This is a genomic window from Ruegeria sp. HKCCD7181, from assembly GCF_057221055.1.
Genome location: NZ_JBWVBC010000002.1, coordinates 271,208 through 287,494, shown reverse-complemented (window position 1 = coordinate 287,494; position 16,287 = coordinate 271,208). Strand labels below are relative to the sequence as shown.

The following is a 16,287-nucleotide window of genomic DNA, read 5'->3' as shown; positions in this document are numbered from 1 at the left end:
GTTATTCTCCCGGCTGTTCTGAGGCGACGACCGCATCGACGGCTACACCTGGACGAACCCTCTGCAAACCTTCGACAATCACGCTTTCACCTTCACGCAGACCGTCAAGAACAATGATGGCAGTTTCTACTGTGTCTCCGGTCGTGATATAGCGCTGTTCGACCATCTGCTTGTCGTTGACGACCAGAACGAATTCGCCGCGCTGGTCGCGTTGCAGCGCCGCTTGCGGGACCAATACCTGCAGGGTGGGCTCCAGCGCCTCGATCTGCACATTCACAAATGCACCGTCGATGATCAGGCGGTTGGTGTTGTCAAACTGCGCGCGCAAGGTGATGGCACCGGTCAGCGGATCGATCCTGTTGTCGACAAAGACGATTTCGCCTGTTTCATCCAGTTCCGTTCCGTTAGGCAAAATCACATGGACATTCGGACTTTTCTGGCTTTCGGCCAGCGATGCCGCGTTTTCTCCGAAAGTCTCCAGGATCGAAGTAAACATTTTTTCGTTTAGCGAGAAGTTCACGTAGATCGGTGCCTCGCTCACCACGTTGACGAGGGGTGGGTTGTTTGGGCCGACGACGTCACCGACGCTGGTTGTGATCCTGCCGATACGCCCGTCAAAGGGCGCGTGAATTTTGGTATAGCTCAGATCCAGTTCTGCCTGCTGGATTGCGGCATTGGCGGCTTTGACCTCGGCCTCGGCCACCAGTTCGTTCGCGCGGGCAATGTCGCGCTCGGATTCCGGCGTGGCATCGCGTTTGTACAATTCTTCTTTTCGAGCCAGATCGACCTTGGCCAGTTCCAGATTGGCCTCGGCCCGGTCCAGATCGGCTTTGCGCGCCTCCAGTGTGGCTTCATAGAGGTCGGGTTCAATGGTGAATAGCAAGTCGCCCGCGGCCACCAACGATCCGTCGTCCACTTCCTTGCTGTCCAAAAAACCGCTTACGCGGGCGATGATGTCGACCTTGTTGATCGCCTCTGCCCGGCCGATGAACACGGCTTCGTCCGTGATTTCCTGTGTGTAGGCTGCGGCAATCGATACCTTAGGCGGCGGCGCGTCGCTTTGATCCTGAGCGGCGGAAATCTGTGCCGATCCCAAAACCGCCAGCATTGCAAGAGGCAGGCCGATCGCCCTGAACCGCCCGCAATTTTGAAATTTCGAAGAAAAGATTGCTGGGGACATTGCGACCGCCTCGTTCAAACTAAGGGTGATGGGCCAAGGCGCATTTTGAGCCTCGACGAGTCGAAGTAATTCTACGGCAGGATGGACGGTTTGGTGGGATTCCTCAAGCACGTTGAAAGACGTGGCGTATCAGCAGTTCGGGATTTTCTTGTGCCAAGCAACCGACTTAGGCGGCCAAACGCGAGAAACAGGGTTCGAATGCCGTTGAAACCCGCAAAATCGAGGACGTAGGCCGCCCCCGATTAATCAATTTGCCTGGTAGGCGTTTAGTCGCGCGCCCCGGCAAACCTGGTCTGCCAGTCTTCGCGCTGCTCGTCCGCGATCTTGGCAAACATTACGTCCGGCACGCTGAACGTGTGTCCGGAGGGCAGGGCATTCAACGCTGCGTCCACGTTCTCGGGCCAACTGGTGTCCAGCGTGTTCATGGCGCTGAGCATCCGGGCCGAGGTTTCGGGGATGAAAGGCGCACTGAGAACAGCATAAAGACGGATTAGGTTCAGTCCCAACCGCACCTGTGCTGCGGCCTGTTCCGGGTTTTCCTTGAAGGTCGACCAAGGAGCGGCCGCTTGCAGGTATTCGTTACCTGCAACCCAGATCGCCCTCAATTCCTGCGCGGATTTGCGAACCTCCATTGCTTCCATATGACCCTCGTACGCGCGCACGCGGCGGGTCAGGTCAGCGATCAGTTCTTGTTCCCGCTCGCCGAATTCGCCGCCCTCAGGAACGGCCTCGCCGAATTTCGAGCGGCAGAACTTGGTGATACGGCTGACGAAGTTGCCCAGAACGTCGGCCAAATCTTTGTTCACCGACTGCTGAAAGTTTTCCCATGTGAATTCACTGTCGCTGCTTTCGGGCGCATGGCTCAGCAACCACCAGCGCCAGTAGTCGGCGGGCAGAATCTCCAGCGCCTGATCCATGAACACGCCACGACCTTGCGAGGTAGAAAACTGGCCGCCATCATAGTTCAGGTAATTGAACGATTTGAGGTGATCGACCATCTTCCACGGCTCGCCCGAGCCCAGAATGGTCGCGGGGAACGATAGAGTATGGAAGGGAACGTTGTCCTTGCCCATGAACTGGACATAGCGCACGTCATCCGCACCTTTGTCCGTGCGCCACCAGCGTTCCCATTCAGCATCGGTTTTGCCGCTGGAATCCGCCCACTCCTTGGCGCAGGCAATGTACTCGATAGGCGCATCAAACCAGACGTAGAATACTTTGCCCTCCATCCCTGGCCAATCCTGATCACCTTTCTTGACCGGCACGCCCCAGTCCAGATCGCGTGTGATCCCGCGGTCTTGCAGACCGTCACCGTCATGTAGCCATTTCTTGGCGATTGATGTCGTCAGGATAGGCCAGTCGCTTTTGCTGTCGATCCACGCATCCAGTTGATCCTTCATCGCAGACTGACGCAGGTACAGGTGCTTGGTTTCGCGCACTTCCAAATCGGTGGACCCGGAAATCGCTGAGCGCGGCTCAATCAGGTCGGTGGGATCCAGCTGTTTGGTGCAATTCTCGCACTGGTCTCCGCGGGCGCGCTCATAGCCGCAATTGGGGCAGGTGCCTTCGATATAACGGTCAGGCAAGAAGCGCTTGTCGGCGTTGGAATAGACCTGCTTTTCCGTGACTTCGCGGATCAGCCCGGCGTCATCCAGTTTGCCCGCGAAATGCTGGGTCAGTTTTTTATTCTGTTCGCTGGATGAGCGGCCGAAGTGATCAAAGCTCAACCCAAAGCGATTGGCGATGTCTGCCTGAATGCCGTACATCTCGGCGCAATACTCAGCCACCGGCTTGCCCGCTTTGGCGGCAGCCAGCTCGGCAGGGGTGCCGTGTTCATCCGTGGCGCACAGGAACATGACCTCGTTCCCCCGGCCACGCTGATAGCGTGCATACAGATCGGCAGGCAATTGCGAGCCGATCAGGTTGCCGAGGTGCTTGATCCCATTGATGTATGGGATTGCCGAGGTAATGAGAATTCGAGCCATGTTCCGTATCCGCGTAACTGTCTGCGCGCCCGTCTACATGAAGTGACCGGCCAGCAAAAGCCCGGTTTCACTCACATCCGAATTTCCGTGCCATCAAGGGATGGAGTTACCTGACACCGAGATCGGTGACCGTCCTTCAGATGACTGTGTCGGAGTGAATGCGCCTTACTCTTCCTACCGCGCGTGCTTACGATGGAATTGAGTGACGACGCGGTGTTCGCGCAACAGGCTTCCACGGTGTATGATGGTTCGGCGAACCTGTCGTGGGGGATATAAAATGCAGTATTCATCGATATGGCGCGGCTTGAAGGCCGCCGTTGTCTTGTGTGCAACCATCTTCTTGTCTTCGGTAGACGCGTCCGCTGATCAAAATGATGCGGAAAAGGCGGTGGAAACATTCAACCACGCGATGCTTTCAATCTTTCATCGCGGTCAGGATGCGCTGACCGCTGAAACACGACCGATCATGGTAATTGCTCGTGATGTCACAGTGATATCGGATGAAGGAGAGGCGACATATTCAAGGAACGCGCCACGGTATGAGATATTTAAGTCAACGTCGCATGTCCTATTGGCAATTATTGGCGCCGTAACACCTTGGCCGGAAGATGATGCGGGGAAAGAGCGCTGGAAGCAGGATTTTTCGGTTGTAGCCACAGAAATAGAAAGCTTGCTCGCTTCAATCGATGGGCTCGACTTACCGAAAGACGAACTGGCGAGCCAACGGGAAATGCTTGAGATGGCCCGCGATTTCGCCAAAAACGCACTGAGCAAAGATGAGCTTTCACGCGAAGCAGTCTCTCAGGTAATCAACGATATGCGACCGGTATGGGCAGCAAACATGCGTTCGGCCGCTCGCGCAGAATTGACCGCGCTCCATTCCGCGGTGTCTCAAGCGCGTGCCGCTATGGACGAGCGGGAATGGGCGAAAATGTACGTCGTGCATCACGGCGGCTCCAGCGTTGAAGACGTAAACGTAGTTCTGCTGTATTTGCAGCGCGTGATGCCCGAAAAGGTGGCAGCCGGCCAAGTGTTGTTCGCAGAAAACGCGCACGGGAATGATGCGCTGACGAAGTATGCTGGTTACGTGAGAATGCAGAGAAATGTCGGGGCGTGGGCTTTCGGAGACCCGGCGCGGATGGAGGTCGACCTTTTGGGCTACGAAGCGGGTTCAATTCTGGACGAAATGATCCCGGCTTCGCCTTCAGCAGTTACTGATGCCGACTGAACATTTTTGACCCTAAGTCCGGGACCAAAAACGCGGTGTGTCTATCGCCTTTCGCGTGACCGTTTCAGCAATCGGCCAATAGTAAAAGAAGTTCGAGGGGCGTAGACGTAGTTGGTCCGTTCTTCCGGGGTAGGGCGGGACCGCATTCGGGCCAGGCCAAAGACGATCAGGAATACATGGCCCAGCGCCACGAAGGCGAACAACGCTCCGGGACCGAACTGCTGGATTAGCGTCGACGATACATAGGGCGACGCGATCGCTCCCAATGCGTACCAGAACATCAATGCAGCGGATAACTCGACCCTTTGTTCCGTCGTGGCAAAGTCGTTCGCGTGCGCAGAAGAAACCGAAAAGATCGGAAACGTTGTGAATCCGAACAGCCCTGCCGCCAGCATGACGCCGAAGGTTCCGGTGCCGCTGGCGATCATCGTTATTCCACAGCTCAGAACCGCTGCGATCGATAGCCAGATCAGAACCCAGCGCCGGTCGTATTTGTCGGCAAGCCATCCCATCGGGTATTGGGCCAGCGCACCGCCCAGAACAAATGACGCCAGGAAGAAGGCGATTTGATCCACACCCAGACCGACCTCTTGCCCGTATACTGGTCCGACCATTCGGAAGGATGCGGAACTCAGAGCGGCCACAATAACGCCCGCAACGGCCAAGGGAGAACTGTTCCAAGCAAGCTTTGGACGCAGACGCGGGGCCTTAGGTGTTTCAGGCTGGCTAGCACGTGTCAGTGTCAGCGGGAGCAGCGATGCACAGCACAAAATGGCCAGCAAATTGTACGAGACGTAAGACGCAGGGGGTAGCACTGCTATAATCAGCTGAGCACCAAGTGACGCGCCCATATCGACAATGCGGTAGGTGCCCATGGCACGCCCGCGCGTCTCATTCGTGACTTTGGCGTTTAACCACGCTTCGATAACCGTATAGCTGCCCGCGACGCAGGTGCCTGATGCGATGCGCAGTGCCGCCCAAATGTAAGGGTTGTCGGTCAGGGTATGTCCGATCAGCCCCATCGCCCCCAATGCTGTGCAAACAGCAAAGGCGCGAGAGTGGCCGACATTGCCCATCAGGCGCGGCGCCCACCAGCAACCGATGAAGAACCCGATAAAATGCGACGACCCCAACAAACCGATCTGCTCGGTCGAGAATTCCAGGGTGATACCAGAGATCGCATCCAGAGGACCGACGCCCCCCGTCGAGAGCTGAAGTAGAATGACTGAAAAAAAGAGGGCGGCAAAGGAAATGATCGTGCGCATGATGGTTTCAGGGTTAACGTATCGCAGAATAATGCGCGCGCCTATTCGACCTCCGCGCGTCGTTTTTTTGCTTTTCTGTAATCAGGTCATGCGTTCGATCTCAGCTTCGATGTTCAGGCCCACCTCTTCCTGCACCAAGTCTGGGTAGCCTGATGCACCAAAGTCGTGACGATTCAGTCTTCCGGTCAGGTGAATGAACAGAACATCCAACTCATCCGCGGCGCTGCCTGGTGGGCGGTAGAGGTTTGCGCTCAGCGTTATTGGGCGTGTGACGCCGCGCAGTGTGAGATCTCCGGTAATGGATGCGCCTTCGGAAATGCGGCCATGGGGACCCAGTCGTATTTTTGTCGAAGAGAATCGGATCGTCGGGAAACGGGCGGCGTCCAGTACGCTTTGGCCCAGCATCGGACCACGAGCGAAGTGAAGTTTGGTCCGCGCCTTGGCCACGTCCATCACGACGTCAACTCGGCTGTTCTGCAAGCGCGTTGTGTCGACCTGAATATTTGCGGACTGGATAGGCATCGTTCCTGACTGAGTTACTCCAGACAATTCAAAGGAAAAGCCGACCGTGGTTTCCCGTGGCGCCAGGACATAGGGGAACAGGGCAGCCTGTGCGGCGCGCGCCAGTGGCAGGGCGGCCAGCCCTGCGATCAGCGTGCGTCGTGAGAAGTGGTTCATGCCAACGCCTGGGATTCGCGTGGACGTGACCGGTTAAGCAAGATCAGCAGGATGGCAATGTTCAACCCGTTCCACAGAATACCATTCACGAAGGCAAGTTGGTAATTTCCGGTAACATCGTAAATCCATCCCGACATCCACCCACCCAGAGCCATGCCCATGATGGTCATCATCATAACAAACCCAACGCGTGCGCCGGCCTCTTGTGGGGGCATGTATTCACGAACCACCAGAGCGTAGCTGGGGACAATGCCACCTTGAGCCAGACCAAAGAGCATGCTGATGACGTAAAGCGACACCATCCCATCGTAGGGCAGGAACATAAAAAGCGCGACGCATTGCAGGATGGATCCGATCAGCAATGTGTAAAGCCCGCCCAGCCGATCCGCTACCAGGCCCGAGATGATGCGGCTGACCACGCCGCCCATCAGCATGAGCGATAGCATTTCGGCCCCTACAGCAGGCCCGTAACCCAGTCCAACACAATAGGAAACGATGTGGACTTGTGGCATCGCCATTGCCACGCAGCATCCAATCCCAGCCAGCCCCAGTATATATTGCAGAGCTCGCGGCGACAGGCCTACGCTTTGCGATCTGACTTCTGCTGCAGCTGCGGCAGTGTTGTGGGCTTCGACCGGAACAGTACGACGCAGCAGCAGAGAGAGGGGGATGACCGAAACCAAAGTGATGAGGGCAAGGCTCAGGTAAACCTGTTGCCAGCCTTCGCGTTGCAATATGCCGGCCAGCAGGGTGGGCCAGATTGCGCCGGACAGGTAATTGCCGCTGGCCACCAGTGCCACCGCGATCCCCCGCTTGCGCATGAACCAGTGCGATATATCGGCGATTAACGGGCCGAAGCCGACGGAAGTGCCCAGCCCCAAGATTAGATGTGCCACCGAAAGCAGAACCATGTTGGGTGCAAGCGTCGCCATAAGATAGCTGACAGCGCTAAGCACAGCCGCCCCGATCAACGCTTTCGTTACGCCCATTCGGTCGACCAACCTACCCAGCCACATGTTGCCAAGCGCAAACCCGATCATGGTAAGCGTGTAGGGCATTGAGGCTTCCGCGCGTCCGGCGCCGAACTGGGTTTCGATGGCTGGCATGACGACGATCACGGCCCACATGCCTACATTGACTACTGTCGCGATGGCCAATGTGATCAGGAGGCGTAGCCAGGAGTATCGGCTGTCATGGATGGGATGCGTCATGCCGGAACGCTAGGGCGCGCCGCTGGCTTTGACCAGTCACAAGTTGCGTGATGTGCCGATCCGTTAAGCAAGCGTGTCTTCTGTTTCGATCTGTTGCAGGTGCAGACCGGCGCGGGCTGCGGTCTGGGTGGCCTGCCAGCTGACCGGGGGCAGGGCGCGGGCACGGCGGCGAGTCAAGGTCCAGCGCCGAGCCTCGCCCTGATGGGCTGCGGCCATGTGCCAGCGCGTCTCAATCCCCTGCGCGCCGCCGTCGCCAGGGGTCAGAAGCAGCCCCATCGGAGCCCGCCCCATCGTGCCACCCTGTTCGGCGGCCAAATGCATCCGTCGTATCGGTGTCAGCCCCGGCGCGCCGGGCAGATCGCCGATGACCAGCGGGATGGTTCCGCTGCGCAGCGCTTCCTCGATACACCACAGCAGATCTTCGGCGCGGGTGGGGCGAACAAACAGAAATCGGGCCGGATCGGCAAAGGGCATCATCCCGTCCGGGTTCAGTTGCCCGGGCTCCCACGCGGGCGATATCCACAGCACCGGCCCCTGCGCCTGACCGGCCAGCCACATGGCAAAGCTGCGCCGGGCGGGGCCGCAGGCCTCGTGCACGCGCCCCAATTGCAGCGTGATCTGCGGGTGCAGTTTCAGCCCCGGCGCCTCACGCGCGGGTTTGCGGCCAAGAAGATGGGTAGACATGCCGAGATGCTAGCATGTTCCGCTTTTGTTCTCAATCGAAAAGCGCAGCGGTTGCGCGATCTAACGCGACAGGATCAGGCGGCCATCCGCGAACTGAATGCTGGGAAACCGATGCAGATACTCCATACCCAGCAGCGATTGATCCAGATCTCCTTCGTTGATCGAGGCCGGGACATTGCGGTCCGTTATCGGCCCCAGCGCCAAGCTCTCCAGGCGGACCGGAGCAGTACGCACCACTCCATTAGCGGTCACGGCCCGGCCCAGATAGTTCAGCTGATCCGTATCAATCCCGACCCGTTTGGCATCCCGCGGGCTGAGGACGATCTGGCTGGCACCAGTGTCGACCATAAAGGTGACAGGCTCGCCATTCACCAGCAACGGCAAGTAATAATGCCCGTCAAAGGATCGCGGCACTTCGATCCGATGGTCGGTCACAGTCATCTGGGGCGTGGTGCTGACGGTCGAGCGGATGTCGCCCCAAAGCCCGATCACTGCGATGACGCCGATAAAGATGAACACCCAGGCGGCGGCCATCTGCATGGTCTTGCCCAGCGATTGCCGGTTCTGAGTGATGAACCACATCAGCAGCGCAGCACCCAGCAGGACCAGATAGGTCAAACGCCCGATTTCATAACCATCCATGCCGTCACCCGAAAAATGCTCTACCAATCCCAATATGGGAATTCATGAAGCAAATCCAAAGGCCTTGAGCCCGTCCAGAATGAACTGAACCGACAAGGCGGCCAGAAGCATCCCGAGCAGCCGCGTCAGAACATTCAACCCGGTTTTGCCCAGAATGCGCGCGATCAGTCCGCCAGACAGGAAGAACGTCAGGACCACAGCCATTACGGCCAACATGACTGCACAGGCTGCCGCGATCCCCTGTATGCCGGGGTTCTGTCCCGCCAGCAGGATGATTGTTGCAATCGAGCCCGGTCCGGCCACCAGCGGGATTGCCAGCGGGAAGACAGACGGATCGGGGTGTTCTTCTTCTTCTGCGCGATCCTCGCGCCGCTTGGTACGCCGATCAAACAACATATCGAGCGCGGTTAAAAACAGCAGCGCGCCACCTGCGACCCGGAATGCCTCCATCGAGATGCCGACGAAACCCAGAACCGCTTCGCCAAAGGCGGCAAACGCGATCAGGATACCAGAGGCCGTCAGGCAGGTGCGAATGGCAGTAATACGACGTGCGCGCGCGCCCATGCCCTGCGTCATGGCCACAAAAATCGGCGTCGTGCCAAAGGGGTCGATCACCACGAATAGTGTGGTGAATGCCGTTACGAAAAAAGCCGCCTCAATCAATCTCTTGCATCCTGTTGCAAACGTTCAAGAACTGCCATTGCATCGTCCAACTGTGTTGCCGGAACGTAGACATGATCGTGATGGTAACCTGCGACCATGTTTGCTGGTATCCCGGATTGTGCAAGTGCTGCCGATACTGCTGCAGTAAGGCCAACGCCTTCAAGCGATGAGTGGACCTGCAGCGTGATGCAGCGCATAGGTAGGGCGCCATGGGTGGCGGCGTTGACGGGAACGATCAGAGAGAGGCCTTCGTCTTCGATACAGCTGGCGCGAGTCCCTTTTGGCCAGGCCGTGTCTTCTGGCCAAATGACGAATGCGAATTCCCCGGCCACCGCATGGGGTCGCATGCCAGCAATCATCGCTTTGGTTTCTTTCACCGGAGAAGTCATGCTGCGGCCTCGGCTTTCTCAAGCCGTTCGGCGGCGGCAACCCACAGCGCCTCGGCTTTTTGCATCGCTTCGGTCACTTCGGCAAATTTACGATTCCAGCCTTCCAGATCGTTGACCCGGTCATCCTCGTACAGCGCCGGGTCTGCCAGCTTGGCCGAGAGTTTCTCGTGCATGTCCGTCAGTTTCTCGATCCGATCCTCGCATTTGCGCAAATCGGCGCGTAACGCGAGCATTGCATCGCGTGAAGGGCGCTTCGGTTTTGCCGTCTGAGGCTTTTCTTTCACGGGTTTGTCGCGCGCCAGCAGCTGGTCGCGATAAACCTCCAGATCGCCGTCAAACGGTTTGACGGTTCCATCCGAAACCAGCCAAAGCCGATCTGCCACCAACCCCAACAGGTGCATATCGTGGCTGACCAGAATGACTGCGCCGGAATAGGCGGTCAGCGCCTCGACCAACGCTTCGCGGCTTTCGATGTCGAGGTGGTTTGTCGGTTCGTCGAGGATCAACATGTGCGGCGCGTCGATTGTGGCGATCAGCAGCGACAGGCGCGCCTTTTGGCCACCCGATAGGCGGCCAACCACGGTTTCCGCCTGATCCGCGCCAAGACCGAACCCGGCCAGTCGCGAGCGCCATTTACCCGGCGCCTCATCCGGGCGCAGCCGACGCAAGTGATCCAGAGGCGTTTCGTCTACGTGCAGCTCATCCACCTGATGCTGCGCGAAATAACCGATGCGCAGCTTCGAACTGCGAGTCATCTTTCCCGCCATCAGGGGCAGGCGGTCGGAAAGTAGTTTCGACAAGGTCGATTTACCTTGACCATTTTTGCCGAGCAGGGCGATGCGGTCATCCTGATCGATACGCAAGTTCAACCGTCGTAGCACCTCGGTCTCGCCATAACCCGTTACGCCGCCCTCAAGTTGAATGATCGGTGGTGACAGCTCTTCGGGTTCCGGGAACGTGAACGCGCGCAGGGCGGCCTCTTGCGGGGTCGAAACCAGCTGGATGCGTTCGATCATTTTCAAACGCGACTGGGCCTGAACGGCTTTGGAGGCCTTGTAGCGGAACCTGTCCACGAAGCTTTGCAGATGCGCGATGCGCGCCTTTGCTCTGGCATTCTCGGATTCGGCCTGCGCCAGACGCTCGGCTCGGCGTTCGGCGAATTTGTCGTACGGAACCGCATAATAGGTCAGCTTGCGGTCTTCCAGGTGCAGAATCGATCCTACGGCACGGTTCAGGAGGCCGCGATCGTGGCTGATGATAATCACCGTATGCGGATATTTCGCCAGATAGCTCTCTAGCCACAGCGCGCCTTCGAGATCCAGATAGTTGGTCGGTTCGTCCAACAGCAGCAGATCAGGCTGCGAAAACAGCACCGCCGCCAATGCTACGCGCATCCGCCAGCCGCCCGAGAAATCCGAGCACGGTTTCAACTGATCTTCGTCATCGAACCCAAGACCCTTTAGGATCGAGGCCGCGCGCGCCTCGGCCGACCACGCGTCGATATCCGCCAGGCGGGTCTGGATATCAGCAATACGACCAGGGTCCGTTGCACTGTCGGCTTCGGCCATCAGCGCACTGCGTTCTGTATCCGCGGCCAGAACCGTGTTGACCAGCGAAACGTCGGACGAGGGCACCTCTTGCGCCACGCCCCCGATCCGCGCCCGTTTGGGAAGGGAAATGTTCCCCGATTCCAGTGCCAACTCTCCCCGGATCAGGCGGAACAGTGTGGTCTTCCCGGTGCCGTTGCGGCCAACAAGGCCGACCTTGTGACCATCCGGGATTGTCGCGCTGGCCCCATCAAACAGGGGGCGGCCTTCGACGGCGTAAGTGATGTCTTCAATCCGTAGCATAGGCCGAGCACTGCGGCACGGCCTGACGCTTGTCAATGGGGTTACTTTGCTGACTGCGTATCAGTTCAATTCAACAGCCACGTCTTCGAACGGGTAGGAGGCAAATCCAACCAAAACCTGGTCGCCTTCCTCACTGAAAGCAAAGACGTGAAATTCGTCGTGGTGCAAAGTGGCACGACAAAAAGCGCCTGATTGGGGCAAGTTTGCCGGGCAAGTTTCCAGATCGGTGTGCGCAATTGATGTTTCGAACAGCTCATAGTCCATTGTCACTGTCGTCTCATCAGCTATGGCCGTTGAAGCAAGAAAACAGGTGGTAAAAGCAAGCTTTGGTATCATTAGAGTGACCTTGTGTTGTTTGTCGACTCTGTTCGCGCAAGGAGTAACTGACTTAAATAATCAGGAATTGAAAGCGCTGTTTTCCGGCTGCGTCATTCCTTCGCACTCGTCCAAGGGGCTATGCGCTCAATCCATGTCCATTCCCCGCAATGCACAGTGGCAAAGGTTCGGCATGGGCATGGCGCGGACCATATGATAGCACGGGTTCGGTTGGCATTTCACACCGGTTTTCTTCATGCGCGCGGCTCAAACACCTCCGTCTCTGATCACGCTGATTTTTGCGACCGCGTTGTCAGTGTTGTCACTGAATATGTTCCTGCCATCGCTTGCTCGGATGGGAGAGGATTTTCAGGTCGATTACGGGCTGGTGAACCTGTCGGTTGCCGGATACCTGGCGGTTTCGGCGGTGCTGCAACTGATCATGGGGCCTCTGTCTGATCGATACGGTCGCAGACCCATCCTGCTGATCTGTATGGCAATCTTCTCCTTTGCATCGTTGGGCTGTGTATTAGCCGACTCGATCTGGACCTTCCTTGGGTTTCGCCTGCTGCAAGCGGCTGTGGTCGCCGGACCAGTTCTTTCAAGCGCATCGATCCGGGATATGCATCCCCCAAACGAGGCGGCCAGTAAGCTGGGTTACGTTGCGATGGCGATGGCTCTGGCGCCCATGTTGGGGCCGATGTTGGGTGGCGCCCTTGATATGCTGTTCGGCTGGCGCGCCGGGTTTATTTTGTATTCCGCATTTGGCGCCGGCATGCTGGTGCTGCTTTGGGTGGATATGGGTGAAACGAATACCGATCGCTCCTCAACTTTCGGTGCTCAGCTGCGAGAATACCCGTATCTTTTTAGGGCGCGCCGCTTCTGGGGCTATGCCTTGTGCGCGGCGTTCTCAATCGGCGGGTTTTTCAGCTTTATCACGGGTGCGCCGTTGGTGGCGGCAGCATGGTTCGACCTCAGCCCGGCGATGCTGGGCCTTGGTATAGGTATCATAACCGGTGGGTTCATGGTGGGTAACTTCATCACAGGACGCATCGCTGCGTCTACACCGTTGACCACTATGATCCTGGCGGGCCGCATCGTCGCATTCTTGGGGCCGCTGTTCGGTTTGATTCTGTTTCTCGGTGAGATGGGCTCGGTCTGGGTTTTCTTCGGTTCGGCGGTATTTGTGGGGTTCGGCAATGGGCTGACCAACGCGAATGCCTCGGCCGGCCTGATGTCAGTGCGGCCCAAACTTGCAGGCAGTGCAGCCGGGCTGTCGGGGGCGATGATTGTGGCGTTGGGGGCGGTTATCACGTCGCTGACCGGTGCATTTGTTAACCCGCAAAACGGGCCGTTTCTGGTGCTGGGCATGATGTGCATCAGCAGCTTCATCGGCCTGTTGGCGGTATTGTATGTCCGCTGGGTAGACCGTCAGGACCCGTTGCCTGAAACGATCTGAACCGCTTTGCATCATAGTGCTTTTCATACGCCCCGTACCATGTTAGGCGGCGCGCGATATATTTCGGCGCGGCACCCCGCGCTTTCAGAGTAAGGAGAGGCCGATATGGCACTGGAACGCACATTCTCGATCATCAAGCCCGATGCAACCCGCCGCAACCTGACTGGCAAGATCAATGCCAAGTTCGAAGATGCAGGCCTGCGCATCGTGGCGCAAAAGCGCATCCACATGACCAAGGCTCAGGCTGGCAAGTTCTATGACGTGCATGCCGAGCGTCCGTTCTATGACGAACTGTGCGAATTCATGTCGTCGGCTCCGGTTGTTGTTCAGGTTCTGGAAGGCGAAGGCGCCATTGCCAAAAACCGCGAAGTCATGGGCGCAACCAACCCCGCAGACGCGGCCCCCGGCACCATCCGTGCTGAGTTCGCTGAATCGGTTGGCGAAAATTCGGTCCACGGCTCAGACGCTCCGGAAACTGCTGCTGTTGAGATCGCCTACTTCTTCTCGGGCATCGAACTGGTCGGCTAAACCGCCGTCAGACGGAACTGATTTGGCCGCTCCCGAATTCGGGGGCGGCTTTTTTGTACTCAGATCTGTTTTAGGTCGCGCGGCGCAATGCGCACCCCGATCGCGTCCAGATCAGAGATCATCTGCGTTTCCGGTGCCGACGATGCCTCGGCCTTGATTGCATCGAACCTCTGCCGCAGCGCCTTTTTCTCTTCGCCCTTGCAGTCGTTCCATGGGCGTCCCTGCAAACCCATTACAAGCACATAGTAGCCAATGAAATGTGGCCGAGTCCCGGCCTGCAACAGCCGCGAATACGCTGCATCAGCACCCAGGTCGCGCAACTCCTGCGCTGAATGAATACCAGCGCGAGCACAGGCTTGCTCAAAAGCTGGACCAAGGTTGCGGATCGAAGAAACGGGGTCGGTCATGCTTTGGTCTTATCGTGACCTCGGGCCGCTGTCACCAGCCCTAGCCGGGTGTTTGCGCCAGACCGGGGGCAGTTTTCCTTGATCCGGCTTACACGTTCCGATTTCATACCTAATAAGAGTGACTGAACGAACTCCGAGAAAGGATAATGCAACACATCGCTTGTGCTTGGTGAATGCCCCGGGTGTCTTTGGCAGGCTTGGCTGTGCTCGGAAACGGTGTTCGGGGAAATGGCGTTTCCAGGGTGGGAATGTATCCGGTGACAGCATGGAAGGGTCTGGTGTGACGGGTGAACAGGGCGCAATTTTTGTGGTCCCGCAGGAACTGCAGGCCGGTTCGCTTGAAGAAGCGTTGGACGGGTACCGGGTGGAGCTGGCGACAATATCGGCGGACCGGGCGTTAACGTTTCTGGATTGCCATGATCAATCGCTGCGACGTTCCGGGCGACTGCTGATCGAAACTTCAGGCGGGGTGCGGCTGATTGGCGATAACGGCGTTGTCGTCGCAGAAGATGTCATCGGGCAGGGCCGTTTTATTCAGGATCTCCCGGATGGAGCATTGCGTCGGACACTTTCAGATTTTCCTTCCTTGCGGGCGCTGATGGTCGTTGGAGAAGGACGGATCGGTGAGCAATCGATTGCTGTCCTGGATGATCTTCAGAAAACCCTGGTTCGCGGCTCGGTCATGTCGCTGAAATCCGAGAATGGTCAGATCGCTATCGTTCACCTGCAACGTCTGCGCGGGTATGATCGCGCGTTTGCCAGGACTTGCGCTGCTTTGGGCAAGCTCGACAAGGGCCAACCCCGAGCCGAGTTTGTGTTTTCTCAATTGTATCCGGGTATGCGCCCCTATCTCGCCAAGCCAGATATTCCGCTTGGGAAATCTGAACCCGCCATTCAGGCCGCCACGGACATCATCCGAACATTCCTTGAAGTCGCACGTCAGAACGAAGCGGGCATCATTGCCGATATCGATACCGAATTCCTGCATGACTACCGAGTGTCTCTGCGTCGTATCCGTTCGGCTCTCAGCCTGTTTCAAAGCGTGTACTCAGATGACCTGACCGATCAACTGAAAAACGTGTTCGCTGACCATATGACACCGACGGGTCGTTTACGGGATTTGGATGTCTATCTTTTTGAGAAAGATAGGTACTTCAGCGTTTTACCAAAAGAACTTCATGCCGGGTTAATTGAATTGTTTGCTCAGATCCAAGCAGAGCGCGTTCAGGAACTATCCCGACTATCACGTCGTCTTCGCAGCGCGAAATACAAGGCCTCCATGCAAGCCTTGGCCACTCAGTTTCAGGACCACACACAGCTTGCGGTTGGTCTGAACGCCGACGTCGGCGCCTATGCCTATGCCCGATCGCTGATCTGGAAACGCTATCGCAAGGTCTGCAAACTTGCTCGCGGCATCACTCCCGATACTTCGGATAAGGTGGTGCACACTTTGCGTATTCACTGCAAGAAATTGCGGTATCTCATGGAATTCTTCGCGCCATTGTTCGATGCTAAAGCTTTCAGAACGATCATTAAGCCATTGAAGAAGCTTCAAAATAACCTTGGATTGTTCAACGACTGTTCTGTTCAGCAAGAGGCGTTGCTGCGTTTTGTTGCCCAACGGACCGCGCGCTCGGGTCAGGCAAATGCGCAGCTTGGCATGGCAGTTGGCGGTCTGGTTGCGGTGCTAAGCCAGAAGCAATTGGAAGAACGCGATCGTGTCCTTTCGAATTTCGAACACTTCGACAGCCCCAAAATCCGCCGCCTGTTCCGAACTCTGTTTCACGAGTCGGAGGACTAAGG

Annotated in this window: 16 protein-coding genes; 4 read left to right on the top strand and 12 right to left on the bottom strand. The window is 57.4% G+C overall.

Annotation, left to right across the window (positions count from 1 at the left end; translation table 11 throughout):
- Window position 1: 1 nt before the first annotated feature.
- Both AC2TCY_RS04840 and metG read right to left on the bottom strand, forming a co-directional pair.
- Window positions 2–1,180, bottom strand: a complete 1,179-nt coding sequence (locus AC2TCY_RS04840; RefSeq protein WP_480845867.1) for an efflux RND transporter periplasmic adaptor subunit — start codon at window positions 1,178–1,180, stop codon at window positions 2–4.
- Between the two features lie 266 nt (window positions 1,181–1,446).
- The gene (gene metG / locus AC2TCY_RS04835; RefSeq protein ID WP_480845866.1) at window positions 1,447–3,165 is read right to left on the bottom strand and encodes a methionine--tRNA ligase; all 1,719 of its coding nucleotides are present in this window, start codon (window positions 3,163–3,165) and stop codon (window positions 1,447–1,449) included.
- 277 nt (window positions 3,166–3,442) lie between these two features.
- On the opposite strand from metG, the gene AC2TCY_RS04830 reads away from it, so the two are divergent.
- Window positions 3,443–4,393, top strand: a complete 951-nt coding sequence (locus AC2TCY_RS04830; protein WP_480845865.1) for a hypothetical protein — start codon at window positions 3,443–3,445, stop codon at window positions 4,391–4,393.
- Between the two features lie 41 nt (window positions 4,394–4,434).
- Here the strand turns inward: AC2TCY_RS04830 and AC2TCY_RS04825 are convergent, their stop codons facing one another.
- The 9 genes from AC2TCY_RS04825 to AC2TCY_RS04785 form a co-directional block, all read right to left on the bottom strand.
- Entirely contained in the window at window positions 4,435–5,658 is a 1,224-nt protein-coding gene (locus AC2TCY_RS04825) for an MFS transporter (protein WP_480845864.1), read from the bottom strand.
- Between the two features lie 81 nt (window positions 5,659–5,739).
- Complete coding sequence (locus AC2TCY_RS04820; RefSeq protein WP_480845863.1) at window positions 5,740–6,336, bottom strand: YceI family protein; 597 nt, start codon at window positions 6,334–6,336, stop codon at window positions 5,740–5,742.
- Window positions 6,333–7,547: an MFS transporter gene (locus tag AC2TCY_RS04815; protein ID WP_480845862.1), complete on the bottom strand. Its 1,215-nt coding sequence runs from the start codon at window positions 7,545–7,547 to the stop codon at window positions 6,333–6,335. Before AC2TCY_RS04815 ends, AC2TCY_RS04820 begins: the two co-directional genes overlap by 4 nt.
- Window positions 7,548–7,610: 63 nt before the next feature.
- Complete coding sequence (locus AC2TCY_RS04810) at window positions 7,611–8,231, bottom strand: ImuA family protein (RefSeq protein ID WP_480845861.1); 621 nt, start codon at window positions 8,229–8,231, stop codon at window positions 7,611–7,613.
- 60 nt (window positions 8,232–8,291) lie between these two features.
- Window positions 8,292–8,873 (bottom strand): retropepsin-like aspartic protease family protein, encoded by a 582-nt coding sequence (locus AC2TCY_RS04805; protein WP_480845860.1) that lies wholly within the window; start codon window positions 8,871–8,873, stop codon window positions 8,292–8,294.
- Between the two features lie 42 nt (window positions 8,874–8,915).
- Window positions 8,916–9,536: a MarC family protein gene (locus tag AC2TCY_RS04800; protein WP_480845858.1), complete on the bottom strand. Its 621-nt coding sequence runs from the start codon at window positions 9,534–9,536 to the stop codon at window positions 8,916–8,918.
- The gene (locus tag AC2TCY_RS04795) at window positions 9,533–9,925 is read right to left on the bottom strand and encodes an ACT domain-containing protein (protein WP_480845857.1); all 393 of its coding nucleotides are present in this window, start codon (window positions 9,923–9,925) and stop codon (window positions 9,533–9,535) included. Before AC2TCY_RS04795 ends, AC2TCY_RS04800 begins: the two co-directional genes overlap by 4 nt.
- Window positions 9,922–11,775, bottom strand: a complete 1,854-nt coding sequence (locus AC2TCY_RS04790; protein WP_480845855.1) for an ABC-F family ATP-binding cassette domain-containing protein — start codon at window positions 11,773–11,775, stop codon at window positions 9,922–9,924. Before AC2TCY_RS04790 ends, AC2TCY_RS04795 begins: the two co-directional genes overlap by 4 nt.
- A gap of 60 nt (window positions 11,776–11,835) precedes the next feature.
- Complete coding sequence (locus AC2TCY_RS04785) at window positions 11,836–12,045, bottom strand: hypothetical protein (RefSeq protein WP_480845853.1); 210 nt, start codon at window positions 12,043–12,045, stop codon at window positions 11,836–11,838.
- 301 nt (window positions 12,046–12,346) lie between these two features.
- Between AC2TCY_RS04785 and AC2TCY_RS04780 the strand changes: the two genes are divergently transcribed.
- Both AC2TCY_RS04780 and ndk read left to right on the top strand, forming a co-directional pair.
- Window positions 12,347–13,549: a multidrug effflux MFS transporter gene (locus AC2TCY_RS04780; protein WP_480845851.1), complete on the top strand. Its 1,203-nt coding sequence runs from the start codon at window positions 12,347–12,349 to the stop codon at window positions 13,547–13,549.
- Between the two features lie 105 nt (window positions 13,550–13,654).
- Entirely contained in the window at window positions 13,655–14,077 is a 423-nt protein-coding gene (ndk, locus tag AC2TCY_RS04775) for a nucleoside-diphosphate kinase (protein ID WP_239337727.1), read from the top strand.
- 59 nt (window positions 14,078–14,136) lie between these two features.
- On the opposite strand, the gene AC2TCY_RS04770 is transcribed toward ndk, so the two are convergent.
- Entirely contained in the window at window positions 14,137–14,484 is a 348-nt protein-coding gene (locus AC2TCY_RS04770) for a TfoX/Sxy family protein (protein ID WP_480845848.1), read from the bottom strand.
- Between the two features lie 265 nt (window positions 14,485–14,749).
- Here AC2TCY_RS04770 and AC2TCY_RS04765 point away from each other — a divergent pair, with 265 nt between their 5' ends.
- On the top strand, window positions 14,750–16,285 hold the full coding sequence (locus AC2TCY_RS04765; protein WP_480845846.1) for a CHAD domain-containing protein: 1,536 nt from the start codon (window positions 14,750–14,752) through the stop codon (window positions 16,283–16,285).
- The last annotated feature ends 2 nt before the right edge of the window (window positions 16,286–16,287 follow it).

Excerpts from the sequence above, each read along its gene's own strand:
- AC2TCY_RS04840 (WP_480845867.1), bottom strand. The coding sequence starts at position 1,180 with ATGTCCCCAGCAATCTTTTCTTCGAAATTTCAAAATTGCGGGCGGTTC.
- metG (WP_480845866.1), bottom strand. The coding sequence starts at position 3,165 with ATGGCTCGAATTCTCATTACCTCGGCAATCCCATACATCAATGGGATC.
- AC2TCY_RS04830 (WP_480845865.1), top strand. The coding sequence starts at position 3,443 with ATGCAGTATTCATCGATATGGCGCGGCTTGAAGGCCGCCGTTGTCTTG.
- AC2TCY_RS04825 (WP_480845864.1), bottom strand. The coding sequence starts at position 5,658 with ATGCGCACGATCATTTCCTTTGCCGCCCTCTTTTTTTCAGTCATTCTA.
- AC2TCY_RS04820 (WP_480845863.1), bottom strand. The coding sequence starts at position 6,336 with ATGAACCACTTCTCACGACGCACGCTGATCGCAGGGCTGGCCGCCCTG.
- AC2TCY_RS04815 (WP_480845862.1), bottom strand. The coding sequence starts at position 7,547 with ATGACGCATCCCATCCATGACAGCCGATACTCCTGGCTACGCCTCCTG.
- AC2TCY_RS04810 (WP_480845861.1), bottom strand. The coding sequence starts at position 8,231 with ATGTCTACCCATCTTCTTGGCCGCAAACCCGCGCGTGAGGCGCCGGGG.
- AC2TCY_RS04805 (WP_480845860.1), bottom strand. The coding sequence starts at position 8,873 with ATGGATGGTTATGAAATCGGGCGTTTGACCTATCTGGTCCTGCTGGGT.
- AC2TCY_RS04795 (WP_480845857.1), bottom strand. The coding sequence starts at position 9,925 with ATGACTTCTCCGGTGAAAGAAACCAAAGCGATGATTGCTGGCATGCGA.
- AC2TCY_RS04790 (WP_480845855.1), bottom strand. The coding sequence starts at position 11,775 with ATGCTACGGATTGAAGACATCACTTACGCCGTCGAAGGCCGCCCCCTG.
- AC2TCY_RS04780 (WP_480845851.1), top strand. The coding sequence starts at position 12,347 with ATGCGCGCGGCTCAAACACCTCCGTCTCTGATCACGCTGATTTTTGCG.
- ndk (WP_239337727.1), top strand. The coding sequence starts at position 13,655 with ATGGCACTGGAACGCACATTCTCGATCATCAAGCCCGATGCAACCCGC.
- AC2TCY_RS04770 (WP_480845848.1), bottom strand. The coding sequence starts at position 14,484 with ATGACCGACCCCGTTTCTTCGATCCGCAACCTTGGTCCAGCTTTTGAG.
- AC2TCY_RS04765 (WP_480845846.1), top strand. The coding sequence starts at position 14,750 with ATGGAAGGGTCTGGTGTGACGGGTGAACAGGGCGCAATTTTTGTGGTC.